The 17440-nt window shown below is 64.8% G+C and carries 12 protein-coding genes; 1 reads left to right on the top strand and 11 read right to left on the bottom strand.

The genetic code is table 11. The features are described from left to right. Position 1 precedes the first annotated feature (1 nt). From PLU72_03070 to PLU72_03105, 8 genes are all read right to left on the bottom strand, one after another. Complete coding sequence (locus tag PLU72_03070; protein ID HOT27144.1) at positions 2 to 2980, bottom strand: adenylate/guanylate cyclase domain-containing protein; 2979 nt, start codon at positions 2978 to 2980, stop codon at positions 2 to 4. After that, positions 2977 to 5934: an adenylate/guanylate cyclase domain-containing protein gene (locus tag PLU72_03075; GenBank protein HOT27145.1), complete on the bottom strand. Its 2958-nt coding sequence runs from the start codon at positions 5932 to 5934 to the stop codon at positions 2977 to 2979. The genes PLU72_03070 and PLU72_03075 overlap by 4 nt, the downstream gene beginning before the upstream one ends. Positions 5935 to 5981: 47 nt before the next feature. Next, positions 5982 to 6377 (bottom strand): single-stranded DNA-binding protein, encoded by a 396-nt coding sequence (locus tag PLU72_03080; protein ID HOT27146.1) that lies wholly within the window; start codon positions 6375 to 6377, stop codon positions 5982 to 5984. Between the two features lie 99 nt (positions 6378 to 6476). Then, positions 6477 to 7298 carry an ElyC/SanA/YdcF family protein gene (locus PLU72_03085; GenBank protein HOT27147.1) on the bottom strand — a complete coding sequence of 274 codons (822 nt, stop codon included), beginning with the start codon at positions 7296 to 7298 and terminating at the stop codon, positions 6477 to 6479. Next, the gene (locus tag PLU72_03090; protein ID HOT27148.1) at positions 7288 to 9510 is read right to left on the bottom strand and encodes a ComEC/Rec2 family competence protein; all 2223 of its coding nucleotides are present in this window, start codon (positions 9508 to 9510) and stop codon (positions 7288 to 7290) included. The genes PLU72_03085 and PLU72_03090 overlap by 11 nt, the downstream gene beginning before the upstream one ends. Then, positions 9507 to 9923, bottom strand: coding sequence for a helix-hairpin-helix domain-containing protein (locus PLU72_03095; GenBank protein ID HOT27149.1), 417 nt, complete (start codon positions 9921 to 9923; stop codon positions 9507 to 9509). The genes PLU72_03090 and PLU72_03095 overlap by 4 nt, the downstream gene beginning before the upstream one ends. Further along, complete coding sequence (locus tag PLU72_03100; protein ID HOT27150.1) at positions 9884 to 10696, bottom strand: hypothetical protein; 813 nt, start codon at positions 10694 to 10696, stop codon at positions 9884 to 9886. The genes PLU72_03095 and PLU72_03100 overlap by 40 nt, the downstream gene beginning before the upstream one ends. Then, complete coding sequence (locus PLU72_03105; protein HOT27151.1) at positions 10693 to 11445, bottom strand: hypothetical protein; 753 nt, start codon at positions 11443 to 11445, stop codon at positions 10693 to 10695. Before PLU72_03105 ends, PLU72_03100 begins: the two co-directional genes overlap by 4 nt. Positions 11446 to 11566: 121 nt before the next feature. On the opposite strand from PLU72_03105, the gene PLU72_03110 reads away from it, so the two are divergent. After that, on the top strand, positions 11567 to 13561 hold the full coding sequence (locus tag PLU72_03110; GenBank protein ID HOT27152.1) for a hypothetical protein: 1995 nt from the start codon (positions 11567 to 11569) through the stop codon (positions 13559 to 13561). A gap of 14 nt (positions 13562 to 13575) precedes the next feature. Here the strand turns inward: PLU72_03110 and PLU72_03115 are convergent, their stop codons facing one another. The 3 genes from PLU72_03115 to ligA form a co-directional block, all read right to left on the bottom strand. Beyond that, positions 13576 to 14577 carry a DUF2225 domain-containing protein gene (locus PLU72_03115; protein HOT27153.1) on the bottom strand — a complete coding sequence of 334 codons (1002 nt, stop codon included), beginning with the start codon at positions 14575 to 14577 and terminating at the stop codon, positions 13576 to 13578. A 61-nt stretch (positions 14578 to 14638) separates the two neighbouring features. Next, a complete protein-coding gene (locus PLU72_03120; GenBank protein HOT27154.1) occupies positions 14639 to 15388 on the bottom strand; it encodes a 7-carboxy-7-deazaguanine synthase QueE in 750 nt (249 codons plus the stop codon). Then, positions 15381 to 17435, bottom strand: a complete 2055-nt coding sequence (gene ligA, locus PLU72_03125; protein ID HOT27155.1) for an NAD-dependent DNA ligase LigA — start codon at positions 17433 to 17435, stop codon at positions 15381 to 15383. Before ligA ends, PLU72_03120 begins: the two co-directional genes overlap by 8 nt. Positions 17436 to 17440 lie beyond the last annotated feature (5 nt).

The raw sequence follows: 17440 nt of genomic DNA on the forward strand, positions 1-17440 counted from the left end.
GTCAAGAGCGGAGCGGAGGGGGAAACGGGCGCTTTCGTTTCTGATCGACGAGGCGGACGAGCCGGACGGGACGCGCTTTTCCCTTGACATGCGTTTCGCCGAGAGATTCATAGCTTCCGATATCTTTCGCGCGCTGCCTGAGTGCCTCGTCGAGGACGACCGCAACGGGATCGAATCGCTCGGCCAGCGCGGCCGCCCGTGCCGCAAGGTTCACCGTGTCGCCGATGATGGTATGGTCCCGTCTGCCGCCCGAGCCGAGGATGCCCGTGACGACCGAGCCGATCGTCATTCCGACCGCGGGCCGGAACGAGAGAGCGCCTTCCTGATGGGCGGCCTGGAGCCGCCGGGCGGTTTTCACGGCGATGAGGGCAAGCTCCGGAGGAAAGACGGCGAGGATCTTTGGGCCGAGCAGTTTGTCGATGTCGGCCCCGGCGGCGTGCAGGATTCGGCAGACGACGACGACGTGCCGGTTGAGCAGTTCGAGCGCCGCCTCCGGAGACATCGATGACATGGCGGCCTCGATGCCGGTGAAGGAGACGAAACAGACGATGAACTCGCGACGGGCTCCTTCACGGGCTTTCCGCTCGTCGTCGCCCGATGTCGCCGCCGTCAGCGCCGAGCTTGATACCATTTTCCTGAGGATATTCCGTTCCTCCAGCCCCCGGGCCATCTTGTTGAACGCGTCGGCCAGTTCGCCGAGCTCGTCAGACCGATCCGCCGGCACGCGGTGGGAGTAGTCCTCTTCGCTCACAGCCTGGATGCCGACGATCAGACTCCGGACGGGGGAGACGATGTCCTGGGTCGCGCTTGCGGCCAGCAGCAACGTTATCAGCGCAGCGACCAGAAACAACGCGGTCAGCCTGCGCCTGAACGCGGCCGTTTCAGCCAGGAGGGGGGCTTCGTCGGCGAGCGCGACGAAGACGAACTGCCTGGAACACGCTCCCGGTGCGCCTTCGATCAGCCACCTCGTGCCTCCGTCGCTCAGGCTCAGGCTGAGAGACTTCGACGATGCGTCCACCTGGCGGGCGATGCGACGCAGAAAGGGGTGCCGCTCGCCGGATTCCGGGTGAACCATTCTCCCGATCTGATCTCTCTGGAAGGCGAAGACGGGCCCGTCGCGCCATGGTCCCGAAACAGTCCGCCCCATGGCGTTGTTCTCGTGGAACTCGCTCTTGATGAGGAGAGAGACGAGGAACTCCGGTCGGGTCGAGTTCGGGAGAAGGATCTCATACAGCATGGCCATGCCGATGCCGACTTCGAGCAGAATGGGCTCGTTCTTCCCGTTCAGCCAATCGAAAAACGTTTCGGGGCCGAGAACCGAGAGAAAAATTTCACGGCCTACATCCCACAGCATCTCACCTTTCGTCGCCTGGACGGATCCCCGTTCTAGGTCGTTAGATAGAGACATGGCCACTTGGGGCGTCGCCTCTCCGCCTCGTGCGGCTATCGCAGCGTTCGCCGTAAACCTCAGCAGCTCCGTAAGCATCCCGGAGCCGTCGCTGGGGTCGAAAAGGCGCGACTGGTCGCGCACGTAGTTGTTCATCCCGCCTATGGCGATCTTTCGCAGGGAAAGATTGATCGGCTTGTTATATAAATAAAGAAATTTATCCTTCAGCCGGTTCTGGAGATCGACCCTGGCCGCCGGATCGTCACCGCCGGCATCCCGCCTGGCGACGTCGAGGAACCTCCGGTCGTCGAACATACGCCGGATCAGGCTCCAGAGACGTGGACGGTGCGTGAAGGCCTGGAGTTCGAGAAGACCGATGGATCGCCGAAGATCGTTCCGAATTTCCTGGACCCTGACCTCATGCCGCTCCGAGACATACGGCCCGATGACCAAAAACATGGTCGACAAGGGAAACAGCGCCGCAAGGAGAAAACCGGCGGCGAGCTGAAGGCCGAGGCTCCGGGAAACGCCGCCGCCACGGAACAGCGTCGAAAACCACGTGAGGATAGCCATGGCGGCGGCCGCCCAGCAGCATGTCCGGACCAGGCTTCCGTTCTGGCCGGGCCCCGTCTCCGGTTGCTTCATGGCGCCGAACAGCGTGTATCGCCTGCCGAGAATCGCCGTTCCGCGGCTGACGGCCCAGCCCTGCGGCGGCGGCGCCCCTTCGAGGCATGTCTTGAGAGGCGGCTTGCGCCACGAGGGATGAGCGAATCTCGATTTCCCGTCTTCAGATACGAATGCGAGCCGAATCCCGCGGGAGGCATACCTGTGGATCGTCGAAACGATGCTGCGCTCTCCGACGGCAGGCAAAGGCATGAGGAACAGGATGCCTCCGCAGACAAGCTGCCGCCGTATATGCGGTTCGAGTGCCGACGTGCCCGGTTCGAACGAGCCGTCCGGTATGGGGGACCGGAGGAGAACGTCGGCCCGGCGCCGGTCGATGAGAGGCTTCCAGAAGAGAAGCGCCTCCTTCCCTCTGAAAACGACTTGGGCGGCGGATCCGCGGAGTTCGTCATGAAAATAGCCGAAGGTCTGGATCGATCCGAGAATGTCGGGAATGATGCCGGAGATCTCCTGCGTCTCGCTGGCGGGAAGCTCCTCAAAAAGATTCCGGACATTCATCTGAAGGAAACGATGCAAAAACGCGAACTCCGCGCGCGTGGATCCGCCATGGGCGGCGACCCGCCCCGCCTTGTCGAGCACGCATATCGTGAAGAGAGGCGGCGAACCTGCCCTTTCGAGGCGGGCCACCGCGTTGCGCAGTTCGCGATCGAGGTCGATGTGTTCGTTCGAGATGACGCGCCCGGTGAATCTCTGGATCTCCTCCTCGAGCTGATCGACGAGCAGAAGGCGGCCCAGGTCCTGGTGCTTTGCCAGGTGGAGGGATGTGTCGAGCAGTTCCGAGGTCGTCTGGCGATGTCTTGCCCGCTCGAGGGCTTCGCTTTCGGAAAGCGTCGCATTGATCAGCCAGGGCGGCAGGAGGAGAAGAAGGGTTCCGACGATAAAAACGAGTTGCTTCACGAAGCGGCTCACGCGCCTCCTCCCTGTGGACGGAGGAGGCTGCGGGCCGTGACGTCGCCCCGATAGACGAACGCGCGGGAATCATGGCCCGAAAGAGGAACGGCCGAAGCCGTGAGCGCGCCTCCTGCTTCCGCAATCTCAGGGGTCATGACGAGGGGGAGGCCGGGAGCCGATTTGGAGAGCGTTTCGAGCCCGGTCGCCTCCGCCACGGCGTTGCCGATTATCGAGATCTCGAACCTGAGGGCGGGATCGCCGATGCCTCCGAACAGCAGTTCGCCCCGGCTCAGCCCGACGCCGATGGCGTAGGGGAACAGGCCGGCGGCGCGGCGATCGTCGTTGATCGAGTCCATCCGCTCCAGCATCGAAAGCCCTGCCATGATCGCTCGCCGTTCGAGACTCCCGTCGTCGGAGGAGTTGGGCTCGAAGACGGCCTGGATGGCGTCCCCGATGAACCGGTCGATGCGGCCCCCGAACCGGTGAACGATCTCGGCCATCAGGTCGAAATGGCGGTTCAGCATGCCCGTGATGGCTGGGGCCGGCTGGTTTTCGCACAGCGTGGTGAACGAGCGGATATCCGAAACCAGGACGATTCCCGGCCCGCGTCGTGGCTTCTCGGTCGTTCCCGCGGATATCGCCTGGAGCGCGGCCCCGGAAACGAAGGTCGAGAGCCGTTGCCGTTGCCTGAGCCCGTCGGTCATCTCATCGAACGCCTGCGTCAGAACGCCGAGCTCATCCGGCCTGTCCAGTTTCACGCGGATGTCGAGGTCCCCGCTGGTGACCGCCATGAGACCGGTTTTCACGGACTGTATCGATGGGACGACGTGTCGTGCCGTGACCACGCCGAGGAAGATGACGATCGTGAGACTGAGCAGAAGAAATCCGAGCAACTGTCTCCGCCTTGCCTCGAATGCGGCAAATTCCGGTCTGACGGGCAGCGCCGCGGCAAGCCAGACGTCCCGCATGGCACGGGAGGGGCCAGCCAGCACGAACCATTCGTCACGTGCGACGGCGGATGTGGCGAACACTCCGCCCTGCTCCATCGCGACTCGGGCCGGGCCTTCGAGAACGCGTCGCTGAAGGCTCGAGGCCGGCGTGAGCGGGACAAGCCGATCGTATTCTTTCCGGTACGCCAAAAACATCCCGTCGGGAATCATGCGGGAGAATTCGATCATCGCGCTTCTGACAGCCTCTTTTTCCAGAAACTTGTCGTGCCAGGCGACGACGAACGCGATCATTCCCCCCGCGTCTGTCGTGACGAATTCATGAAGTTTGACCAGCCAGTGGCTTCCCGCCTTGATGAACTCGGGGACGCTGCGCCGAATTTCCATATGCTGCATGACATTTGAATTGGTGATTTGAGTGAAGGCGTTCCAGAAGAGGACGTCCCGCGGCGAGAGAGGATCGTCGCCGGCCGGCGGCCGGTGAAACATGAGCTGATATCGCTTCCTGAGGACGTTCACGAGCGATATCCGGTAAAAGCGATGGATCCCGTCGACCTGTTCGGAGGTCAGCATGCTGCTGCGAGTTGCGAGTTCGTTTCCCTGCATGTCAAAAAGAAACATGGCCGACAGCGGAAGGGAGGGAGAGGCGTTCGCGAACTCCCCGACGATCCACTCGGCGAGGCCCGGAGCCTGGATGCCGTGAAGAGCGACCGCCTTACGCCACTTGTCGGAGGCGAGAATACGCAGAAACGTTGCAAGATACCTGTTCTCGAGCTCGCCCTTGCTTTGATCGATCGTCGACAGCGTCGAGGAAAGCCTTCGCTCCAGACTCCGCATCAACGTCTCCCGGCGTTCATCCACATACCCGGAGCACGTCTGTATCGCCAGCGACAGCGGAAATGCGCAGGCAAGAAAATACAGGCCGGCGAAACGCCATGCGAGGGGTATGGCGGGCCATGTTCCTAGAAGCAGCCCCCGGACGAGGAGAAGTCCCCCGCCGACGCCGAACGCGAGGCCGACCGCCTTCAGCGGAAGCGGGAACGCCGGCGGCGACTCGACCGGCAACAGAACTGCCGCAATATGCGAGGAATTGAGCATCGCTCGGGTGTAGATTCTGTATCTGCCGACGAATTCCCCCCAGGGCGGCAAGGCGTGCTCCCGTTCACGGAACGGGATGGCACGATACTTCGAACACCAGGCCTGAAGCGCCCGGGACTTCGGAAGAGGTCGAGGAAACAGATCCCCGATCCGAGACGGATGGGCGCGAACGAAACCGTTCCATCGGACGGTTCCGCTTCTGACGGCCGCCGCCGATATTCGCATCGCCGTTGCCGCGGCTTGTGTCGTGTCAGGGACGAGAATGACGAAGCCGGCGACGGGGGTGGTGCCGTCTGCGATCATGTCCCAGACGAGATATTGCTGAACCCGTCCGGTGATCACCTTGATCGGAATTCCCCGAAGGCTCTGAGAGAGAGGGACGACATCCATGTCGTTGCCGAATAGCGTGGTCAGCAGTTTCGCATTGCGTCGTTCCTCGGCCTCAGGGCCGCGCTGCCCGGCGTGGTGCCTGACGATATGATGAAACGCCTGGAGCATCGCCTGTCGGCCGATGGGGCCACCGGCTGGCGCATCGACGATGCGCGGGGGAGTTCCAGGCGGCGCATGCCGGAAGTCGAACATCCAGACGCGCGAACCCTGAAATCGCCGGCGCACCTCGGACGACAGGGACGGCCAGGCGATCTGCATCCTCTGCTCGCGCGTGAGGTCCTCGAGCTTCGCCAGGATCCGTGAGGCATGGATGGATATCTGATCGCGCAGCCGCCAATGAAGGGACATCGCGTCGAGAATACGTCGGGCCTGTTCCTCCTGGCGGCGTTTCTGAGCTTCGATCGAACGCTGGTTCGTTCGATGGTTGCCGATATATATCGAAACCAGCGTCAGCAGCGCAAGAACGGCCGTCAGGAGGTAGGTGGGAATGGCGCCGCGGCGCGATTCCGGGTGCGGATGCCGTCGTCTCTTTTCCATGAACGTGAAACCATCATACACCCGCGCGTCGCGGCGGTCACCAACGATCAGAAGGCGATCCCCGATTCGGCCGGGGAGGAATCGCCGGCGCCGGTCAGCTGGGCGGTCTCGTCCGGGCGGGTGAGAAACGTGACCGACTCGGCGACCACTTCCGTGTAGTAGCGCGGCTTGCCGTCGCCTGCGTCGAACTTCGAAACGCGGAGCCGGCCTTCGACCAGCACCGGCATACCCTTGCGGAGATGTTTCTGGCATCGGTCGGCGGTCGTGCCCCAGGTGGTGACGTTGACGAAGCTGGTTTCGGTGGCGCTCTGGCCGTCGGTGTTTTGAAAGGTGTGGTTCACGGCGATGGAAAGCCCGACCCTTGTCCTGCCGTCGCGGATCTGTCGGGACTGCGGATCGCGGGTCAGATTGCCGGCAATGACGATCTTGTTCAACGAAATCATGGGTTCCTCCTCGGCGGATGTGTGATCGATGCGCGTGCGCATCTGCCCATACCTCATCCGGGAGTCGGGGTCGGGGAAAACTTTTTTCCGGCCGCCTGCTCAGCGCCGGGAGAAATCGCCGCGAAGCCGGTACACAATCGTTCCGATCCATTCGTGCATGGCGTAGGAGAACAGGTTGAAGTCGCTCTCGCAGGCGTTGTCGATCGTTTTTTCCGACTGGACGGGCGCCGGTAGCACCTCGAACCCGGCGGCCTCGAACACGGCGGCCGCGCGGCTGATGTGGGGCCCGTTCGTGACCAGCAGCAGACGACGGATGCCTCGTGGAAGCAGGGCCTGCGCGATTTTCCGCGACTCGGTCCGCGTCGTCGTGATGCCCCCGCTCAGGATTTCGTACGATCCTCGCGGCAGGTCGAGAAACGCGGCGAACGAGGCAACCCAGGCGGCCTCGGGAATCGGCCGGTTCGGAAGGGGATCGCCCGTGCTGAAGACGAGCAGCGGAGCACGCCCGGCCCGCAGCAGTTCGACGCCGTGCAAAACCCGCTGGAGTCCGGCATACGTATACTCGCCCTGTTTCGAGACCCCCGAGGCCAGGACCAGGATCGCATCCGCGTTTCCGTCGGCGTGGGGGAGCAGGAGAGGTCTGCACAGATACCCGGCGATCGGAAGATACGTCAGGAGAACCATGAGCGTACCGACGGCCGCGAGGCTCTGGAGGGTTTTCGAGAGGAGGAGGCTTTGCTCGGCTTTCCGGCCGGCGGCGACGAGCGCCCACAGGCCGATGAGGCCGATCCCGACGGCGAACGCCTGGCGCCCGGGCTCCCGAAACTGGGGAACCACGACGATCGCGACGAACGTCGCAATCGGAACGGCGAGGGCGGCGGTGGCATCGAGGAAACGGGAACGGCCTTTTTCAGGATTCATGCGGGTCTTCCTGCTTCGTCGCCGGCCTGCGACGCTTCTCGTCCGCCGCGAGAGCGTCAATCAGGTTTCTGCACCAGGCGAGAACCGCCGTGCGATACTCGAAATGTTCGAGCCGTTTTCCCTCGTCGCGCAACTTCGTAAAGGCATACAGCATCCCGCAGCCGGCCTTGTGAAGCTCGTAGGCCTGCGGAATCAGCATGGCGAGCCCGGCGCGGGTCGCACGGCCGGGGAGCGGCGAGTCGAAGAACGCTTCCGAGGTCAGAACGAGCGCCAGAAAGCGGTTGTGCGCCTTTCTGCGCACCTGGATGTCGGCCGGCGTCGGCGGCGGTTCGAGCTTCACGGCCACGCGCGACAGCAATTCGTTCCCCAGCAGGGCCATGCAGTACACGTGCGCTTCGAGCAGTCGGTCCGGTTGGCCGCGCAAGGTTTCGAGCGTCAAGTCGTCCATCCGGTGAAAGATGTTCTGGCTTTCCGGGCTCAGCGCCTGTACGGGAAACGTCATCGTCTCGATGCGCCCCTGCTGCTGCTTGAGGGCCCGTTTGGGAAACACCGCGAGCTGGGCGTCGATCGCTTCCACGAGGCTGTCGCTGGTGAGCGGGTTCAGCACCGGCTCAGCGGCCGGGCCATCCTTCCGCGTTTCCGGACGGGCGGCATCCGATGAGGCGACGCTTTTCTCCGTCGACCCGCCTGCCCGGGGTTCGACGACAGGAGCTTCCGAAACGACCGGGGAACGCACGGCTGGCCGGGCCGCCGACACCTGCTGATGCCAGGCGACGATCCCCAGGAGGGCCGCATACGCCGCGGCAACCGCGCCCGCGGGGACGCTTCCGACGTCGACGAGTGCGAGAGGCAGCGCGGCGCCGGCCCCGACCGCCGCCATGAACGCATCCAGCGCCAGCGCCAGACCGGCGGCGAGGAACACGCCAGCCTGGAACCAGACCACGCTCATGACCACCATCAGCAGCCCGATCGGCAGGATGAAATCGAACGACCAGACGACCAGCGGGTTCACGACGAAGGCCGCCAGGGGAACGATGCCGAAATGCCAGGCGACCAGCGGCATCGTCGAAAGGCTCGCGGCCGTCGACACGGCCAGATACCGCGCCGGCACCCTGGGCAGGCGGAGGCGGAGGAACAGGGATTCGAGCGGCGGCCGGCCGAGCACGATCCCGAGAACGGCGACGAAGCTCAGCTGGAACCCGATATGATGAACCCAGGCGGGATCCCACAGCAGGACGGCCAGCGCCGCCGCCGCGATCGGCCTGATAGGGCCGGGATCGGCTTCGAGAAGAGAAGATAGAGCTACGGCTATATACATGACCACGGCTCGCCAGACGGACGGCTGGCCGGACGTCATCATCGCGTAGCCGACGAGGACGGCGACGGTGAGCAGAGCCCGCGAGACCGGCGGAATGCCGCTCCAGTGAAGTATAGCCGTTAGTACAAATGCGAGAACGAGGAGATGCTGACCCGAGACGGCGAGCAGATGGGAGACGCCGGTATCCCTGAACAGGCGGCGGTCTTCGCGGCTCAGCCGGCTCGTGTCGCCGAGCAGCAGCCCCTGCATGAAGCCCTGGTGGCGTTCCGGAAGAAGCCGGGCAATCGCCTCGCGCGTGTGTTTCTGCAGAAAGCCGAACGTCGGTGCTAGCGCGGCCGAACCGGAGGCTTCGCCGAGAGCGGCCGCTTTGAACCTGGCGAGACGCCGGCCGTCCCCGGACGACAGCGTGCCGGTCGCGGAATACCGCTGCCCCGGCTCCGGCAGAAGTTCGGTGCGGCGGGTCTCGATCCGGACGTCGCACGAGAGGGCGATTTCCTGCGATGCCGTTTCATACAGCGGCCGGGACATGGTGAACGACAGGCCTCCGCGGGCCAGCGGCCTGAAATCGCCCGAGCAGACGCCGGTCAGACGGCCGCTCGAGCCGTCGAAGGGCACCAGTTCGGCGGGCGTCGCGGGGGGCTCATACCTGACCGTTCCCGCGAACGTACCGCAGGCGATCGCACAGCCCAGCAACGGCGCCCACGCCGCCCGCCCTCCGAGCGGCAGGACGAACGAGAGGATTGCCCCGCCGATGGCCAGCCCCAGAAACACCCACGAACCGGCTGCCGGCACGAAGTCGGCGAGCTGCAGACCGATGATGAATCCCGCCACGAACAACGGCAGGGTTTCGTATTCGCCTCCGGAAAGGGGCCGGGGGGGATGTCGTCGTTTCACGGTTCCTCGTCCAGTCGCACGCCGTCGATGCGCAGTTGATTGATCTTCGCCGGCCCGAGCCCCGGAACCCGCCGTTGCAGATCATCCCAGCTCCTGAACGGCATCTCGCGCCGCTCGGCGATGATCCGGTCGGCGATGATCGGTCCGATGCCGGGGCACGCCAGCAACGCGGGCCGGTCGGCCGTGTTGACGATCACCTTCGACGGCGCCTGCCGCCCCGTTTCGGCGATCGGAACGCCCCACACACGGCCCTTCGCATCGACGTGCGTGTCGATCAGGGCCTCCCCGGCGGGAACCGCGTCCGAAGGACTGACGGCATGCGTCGACCACCACGCCGCGACGAGGTTGATCAGAAGAGAGCCAACGATGAGAATCAGGAATTGGCGGCGGTCGTCGGCGTTCGGCTCAGACATACCCTCCATCCTTCCACCTCGCTGCGGACCGTCCAGGGACGGTCTCCGAGGGCTTCCGCTATCCAGCCGATGCCGGCGATTTCCCGGCCGGGTTCGGTCTCGAACCGGCGTGCGTCGACGACGACCCAGTTCCAGCCACCCCGCTCGAGCGCCACGCGCACCGCACGCCTGGGCAGAAACGGCTCGGCGAGCTTCTCGAGGGACGGCGCCGGCCAGCCGCCCGTCCGTTCGAGAAACGACCGGGCGAGCAGAGGCGCGAATGGCAGGAGCAGCGACCAGATCAGCCGCAGGCCCTCACCGGGAACGGCGGGGCCGGCCGGCGCCCGCTTCCAGGCCTTGCGCACCGCGGCCAGAGCGGGGTAGGCATGCGCCCGCAGGACGAGGTGATCGCGCGCCGCGAAGGCCGCGGACAACCAGGGGGCGGCGTCCCAGTCGCAGCGCTCCGGGCCTTTCTGGGCCGTCGCGACGGCGGCTTCGGAACACTCATACACCATCGAAAGCCAGCGATGGGCCGATTCCAGCAACGGTTCGCCGGGAAGGGCGTCGCCTGCGGTCAGGGAGGCGATACATATCGCATCATATCCATACTCGGCGGCGAGTTCCAGAACGTCGGAAACCGGCATGACGTCGACCGGAAGCCAGCATTCGCGTCCGCTCCAGACCTGAAGCGCGCGCTGCCGGACATCGGCCCGAAACGACCCCTCCGAGCGGGAGGTCGGGGACCAACGGAAAGCGTCGCGGGCGATCCGGTGCGGGTTGTACCGGAGGCTCATTTGCCAAGCTGTGTCCAGAGGAGATCGATACGCTTGTTCTTGATGCCGGCCTCGTATGCGAGGAAAAACAGCAGCTCCCGCGCGTGGTCGATGATCGCCGGCTCCTTCATGGCTTTCCCGCACGCGATCATCAGGCGGATCTCGGTGATGAAGAAGTCCTGGTCGCTCGCCTGGGCGTTCTTCTCGACGGCGAGGAGGCCCTTCATCACGTCGGTATAGGCGCGGGACAGGAATTTCTCGACCAGGCCGTTCACCTCTCGCGCGGTTGCGGCGGCCCGCTTCATTTCGATGCCTTCCGGGCTCGTCAGCTTCGCGGCGCGCTTTTCGGCCGTCGCGACGGCGTCCGGGGCCTTCCTGAGATTGAAGAACGAGTCGTAGGCCTGGATCAGCGCCGCGCCGACGATTAGCGCGTCGAGATCCTCTCCGCTCGTGAACGTTCTGCCGGCAAGTCCTGCAATTTTGCGGTATACCCTCAGAGGCATCCCGAACTCGGTCTCGGCCTTGGTGAACGCGGCGAGCGCCAGGTCTCCGCGGTCCTTTTCGACGGCGAGACGGCCTTCCTCGAGATGACCGTCGAATCGCCCCTGCGCTTTCGATCCGAGCAGATACAGACCGCCGGTTACCACCGCCGCCGCGGCCAGCAGAACGCCGATCAGGGCGATGAAAACCATGGAACCGCGACGGTTCCGCGAGTCGGAAAACATCGGCGAATACAGGTTTCTCGGGTTGTTCGGATTCATCGGCCCCATTATAGCCGCATCCCCCGTTCCCTGCAACTCCCGCGGGGCTCGAGTTCGAGTTTTTCGGGAAACGGGGGGCGACGCCCGATTCCGGTTGCGCGCGGGGCCGGAGTGCGGTAATGCTGGTAGCATGAACACCATTCACGATGCGCCCGCGGCCGGTTCCTTCACCCCGTTCCTCGTCGACCGAAACATGATGGGCAGGCTCACGGACGCCCTCGTCTACGCCTCCGGCGACTGCCGGTACGGTTTTCTCGACAAACTCTGCGCGATTCATCGCATCAACACCCTCGCGGGGCTGTTCGCCGCGAACCACGGCTGGCTCGGCGCAAGCTTCTCGGCGGTCGAGATCCTCTCCGTTCTCTACCACCTGCGCATCGGCGACCCCGCGCTGCCGGGGGCCGGCCGCGACCTGGTGGTCCTCTCGAAAGGCCATGCGGCGATGGCCCAGTATGCGATTCTCGCGGCCTGCGGCCTCTTCCCGATCGGAAAACTGCTCGAATACAAGACGATCCGCGGCTTGCCGGCCCACTGCGACCGGTCGGTTCCCGGCGTCGACACCGACAGCGGATCGCTCGGCCAGGGGCTGTCGAAAGCGCTCGGCCTTTCTCTCGCCAGGCGCCGCGCGGGCGTTTCCCATCACTGCTACGTGCTTCTCGGCGATGGCGAGCTCCAGGAAGGCCAGGTGTTCGAGTCCCTGCTGACCCACGCCCGGCTCGGACTGTCCGGCTGCATCCCCATCATTGACCGGAACTTCCTCCAGTCCGACAGCCGGTGCGCCGAAATCAAGGATGCCCACGACTGGAATGGCCTGTTTTCGGGAATCGGCCTGCGTGTCTTCACCTGCGACGGTCATTCCGTCCGCTCCCTCGACCAGACGCTCAAGGCCGCTGCCGAGTGTGGCCGCCCGGCGATCGTGATCGCGGAAACGGTCAAGGGATACGGGACCTCGCTGACCGGAATGACGCCTCAAACGGAGCGTCGTCGGGGCGTCTGGCACGCCCGCATCCCCGACCGGGGCGAGTATCTGGCCATGGCGGCCGAACTCGTCGAACGGCTCGGCGATTCGGATATCACGAACGCGTTCGCCGCATGGCGCCGCGAGCACGCCCCCCAATCGGCGCGGGAGACGCCCGCCGAGCCAGCGACGGCCGTGACTGCGACTTCCCGCCCGACCGCCGCCGGCTTCGTGGCCGCGCTACAGGATGCGATGCCGCGCCGGAAGATGCTGTTCGTCCTCGATGCCGACCTCGAGAAGTCCTGCCGCCTGACCGACATCGCTCTCGGCTCTCCCGACCGGTTCATCGAAGTGGGCATCAGCGAGCAGGACATGGCCTCGATCGCCGCCGGCATCGCCCTCGGCGGCGGCGTGGCCGTTGTGAACACCTATGCCGCATTCCACAAGCGCGCGCTCGACCAGTTGTTTGCGATCTCGGCAGAAGGGCTTCCCGTCATCGTCGCCGGCCATTACGCAGGCATCGACTATCATACCGACGGGAAGTCGCACCAGTCACTGAACGATATCGGGCTGATCCGGGCCCTGGGCGGCTTCGACGTCTACGAACCGCTCACGCCGGAAGACGCCGGAAATCTTCTCGCAATCCTGCTCGACCGGTATGCCGACGATCGGGTCGCCAGCCGCCGGTCGGTGCCCGCGTATCTCCGCCTGCATCGCACGCCGCTCCCGGACCAGCTGCCGAAACCGTCGGAAGAGGCGCCCCTGCGCTGGCGCCGCTGGCGGTTCGATGGCACGGGCGCCGGCAGCGAGTCCGGCCGCATCCGCCTCTTCTCGTCCGATCCGCACCTGGTCTCGATGGCGCTGGAGTGGGTTGCGGGCTGCCCGGAATCGGTGGCCGGGCGGTATGAGGTGATCGGCTTCCTCGACTATGCGGATCCCGACGGGGAGATCGCGCGGCTCGCGCGCTCGGCGAGCCGCGCGATCGTGCTTGAAAGCCATTTCCCGGCCGGCGGCCCCGCGGAGTGGCTTGCCGCGCGGGCGGGAGCGCCGGTTGCGCGCTTCGGGCCCCTCCGGCCGGCAGGATCGGCGAGAACGCTCGCCGAAATGCTTCGCGCGCACGGAATGACGCTTGATGCTCTGGAGGGCCTCCTGAAGCCGGGGACGTGAGTGGAAGAGGAGACTTACTCCTCGTCGTCCCCGTCCTCTTCATCCTCGTCGGATTCTTCTTCGGCGGCGAGCGCCGCCGAGGAGGATGCCATGCCGACGCCGACGTTGCGCATGTCGCGCGCCTGGTTCGCGAACCACAGCATGACGCCCTGGGCGCCAGACGAGCCGAACAGCAGTTGCTCGATGAACTTGTTGCTGACCTCGAGATTCCCGACGATGCGATTCGCTCCCGCGAGAATATACATAATCTCGAAAATGCGGGACTCGGGCATGTTCTCCTTGGGAATCTTCGTGCCGTCAGGCATGAACGCGTCTTCCAGGCTGGTCGACTTGTTCGTGATCGTCAGGAAATTGATGGCTTCGCGCAGGAACGCGTTCTCGAACTCCTTGAAGGGCTTCCGCGCGGCTTCGTCGGTGAACTGCTCCGTCGCATCGCGGCTCGCCCAGGCACCGTTCAGATACGTGTAGCCGAGAATCCGGTGGTTCGCCTTGCGGGCCTTGTAGCAGATGGCGGCCAGTTCGTACGACCGGATTGCCGCGTCGAGATCGCCTTCCTTCTGGAGTTCGTTATACGGCTTGCCTTTGGCGATGATGCCCGCCGCCGATTTCTGCAGGAGAGGGGAGATCCGCCGCAGGATCGCCAGGTCTTCCGGGGTGAGGGTCTTCAGCTTCTCCGCGGCCAGGTCCTTCCAGATCTGCTGGCCGGAACTCGCCGCCCGGACGCGGCTCTGTGCCTCCCACTGGGCCTTGTGGCTCTGAAAATACTCCTGGCGGCGCAGGTCGTCTTCGCTCATCCGGGGGCAGAAAAACTTGTCTTCGCCGGCATAGAAACAGTTGGGACAGACGCACACGGCGAATAGCCGCGGGTTGACCTGGCCGACGTAGATCGGGCGGTAATCGATATCGCGTTTCGCGATGCTGAACTGCGTCTTGCGCAGGGTGTACCGCGTGAACGGCTTTTCGCAGACCGGGCAGGTGATCGACTTCTGGAAAAATAGTTTATCGTTTAATACCATGACTGTTCCCCTGATGCTGCCGCCTGAAAATGAAAAGGCTTCTTTGCAGGATACACCACGGTCAGGGGATGCGCAACAATTTGTGTACCTGCGGAATCCAGCGCACTTCGCGGAAATGCGGGCGCAGCATCTGCAGCCATTCGAGAATCAGCCTGCTGTCCCAGTCGCCGATCGACGAGGCGCTTGCCGAAAACGGCTGTACGACGGCGACGTAGCGGTGCGTGTCGATCTTTTCGAGCTGCCGGACGATCTCGTCGGGGTCGTCGATTGCGTCGATGACCAGTTTCAGATACGACCGTTCCGGGGGCACGGCCTTCAGGAAACGGCGATGCTTCTCGGCCAGCCGGCCGTTGAGGCCCCAGTTCTTCGACAGCTTCAGATCGACACTCCAGAAATCGACGAACTCGGCGATCCCGGCCGCCTGGGCGGCGAGGCTGCCGTTCGTTTCGAGAAAGATCTTCAGGCCGTCCCGCCGGCAGAGCCGGGCGAAGCCTTCGATGAATTCGGCCTGCATGAGAGGCTCGCCGCCGGTCAGGGAGATGCTGTGAAAATCGCCCATCGGGTACTCGCTCGTGAGCGTGTCGTACAGAACCTCGGCGGAGACCGGGTTCGCGATCTGCTGCGTACGCCTGCCGGGCCACGGCCAGAGCGTGAAGCCCGGTCCGGCATCCCACGAGCGTCGCGTGTCGCAGTTGCGGCAGAGCAGATTGCATCCTGCGAATCTCACGAACAATTGCATGAGGCCGACCTGCATGCCCTCTCCCTGGATCGAAGGAAATATTTCAATCAGCTTCGCGCCTGTGTCATGCATGCTCTCCTCCTGGTGCGTTCCCGGATTCCGCCATCGACTGCAGACCGAACTCGTCGATGATCGGAATGCCGAGCGATTCGGCCTTGGTTTTCTTGCCGGATGTGTATCCGGGCCCTTCGAGGGATCCGATCACGAGATAGTTCGTTTTCGCGGATACCGACCCGCTCACCCGCCCACCGTGACGCTTGACCAGAGTCTCGAGCTCGCTTCGCGGAACGCTGGCTTCGCCGGTGATGACGAAGGTTTTCCCCGCGAGAGTCGGTGCGGCCTGCGTCGGCGCTTCGCTGGCCGGCGTTTCGATCAGCCACGCCGCGAGGCGGTCGAGCCAGGCGACGTTCGCCGGCTCGGCCAGGAATCCGGTGATGCACTGGGCAACCTTGTCCCCGATGCCGGGAACGGTGAGAAGCTGATCGGCCGAGGCGGCCCTGAACGCCGCAAAAGTGGGGAACCGGTGCGCCAGGTCCTCCGCCGATACCGCCCCCACGTTCGGGATGCCGAGCGCCGCGATGACCTTCGCCAGCGGCCTCGCCCGCGCTTTCGCTATATTTGCAAGAATTTTCTCGGCCAGTTTTTCCCCCATCCGCTCGACGCTGAGAAGGTCCTCGCGGCGCAGGCGGAACAGGTCGACGGGCTCGGCGACCAGGCCGGCCGAGACGAGCCGCTCGACGAGCTGGGGCCCGACGTTCTCGATCTCCATCATGGTCACGAAGTAGGTCACCCGCCGCGCGAGCATGCCCTGGCACGCCGCGTTCGTGCAATGGACGACGGTCGATTCGCCCGCGCCGGGAATGCCTTCCTCCGCCTCCCGGCAGACCCGGGTGGGACCGCCGCAGGCCGGGCAGGCTTCCGGGGGCTCGATCGTGGTCTCCGTGCCAGTTCGCTCGTCCCGCCGCGCCTCGACGACGTAGGGGATAATGAAACCGGCCTTCTCGACGACGACGAGGTCGCCGACGCGGATGTCCTTTTCCCTGATCTGGTCGATGTTGTGGAGAGAGGCGCGCGAGACAGTGGTGCCGCCGAGTTCGACCGGTTCCAGCACGGCGACCGGCGTGATCTGCATCCGCCCGACCTGCCAGACGACCGACTGGAGGCGCGTGACGGCCTGCTCCTGGGCGAACTTGTACGCGATCGCCCACCGGGGAGCCTTCGCGGTCACGCCCAGTTCGCGCCGCAGCGCGAGCGAGTCGACCTTCAGAACGACGCCGTCGGTGTCGAAGTCGAGTTCCTTCCTCAGCCGGTCGGCGGTTGAAATATACTCTTCGATATCTTCGAAACTTCGGCACAGCCTGGCCGGCGCGTTGACGACGAACCCCTGGCGGCCCAGAAACTCGAGCGACTCCCAATGACTGGTGAAGCCGAGTTCGCGCGCCTGGGCGATGTCATACACCGTGACGCGCAGGCCGCGTCCCGCCGTGACGGACGGGTCGAGGTTCTTCAGCGAGCCCGAGGCGAGGTTCCGACAGTTCTTGAAGGGCTCCTCGCCGGCCGCAAGCCGCTCGTGGTTGAGCTCGGCCAGCTTCGAGCGGGGGACCCACGCCTCGCCGCGGATGTCCATGTCGAATCGACTCTCGATCGTCAGCGGCAGCGAGCGGACGGTGCGGATGTTCCCGGTCACCACGTCGCCGACGCGGCCGTCGCCTCGCGTGACGCCTGCCTCGAGCCGTCCGTCCCGGTAGGTCAGCGAGATGGACAGCCCGTCGATCTTCAGTTCCGCCACGATCGGGAAAACGTGTTCCCCGGCGATCTTCTGCATCCGGGCGATCCATTCGCGGAGGTCGCCCGTGCCGTAGGCGTTGTCGAGGCTCATCATCGGAACGCGATGCCGCTCGGTATCGAACGAATTCGCGGCTCCGCCGACGCGCCGGGTCGGCGAATCGGGGGAAATCAGCTCGGGGTGAGCCTCTTCCAGGTTGCGGAGCTCGGCCATGAGCCGGTCGAACTCCGAATCGGGAATCTCCGGTTCGCCCTTGACGTAATACAGCCATTCGTGACGCCTGATGCGCCGACGAAGCTCTTCGATGCGGGCGGCGGGGTCGGTCGTCGTCATCCTGC

Source organism: Candidatus Ozemobacteraceae bacterium (genome assembly GCA_035373905.1).
Classification (GTDB): Bacteria; Muiribacteriota; Ozemobacteria; order Ozemobacterales; family Ozemobacteraceae; genus MWAR01.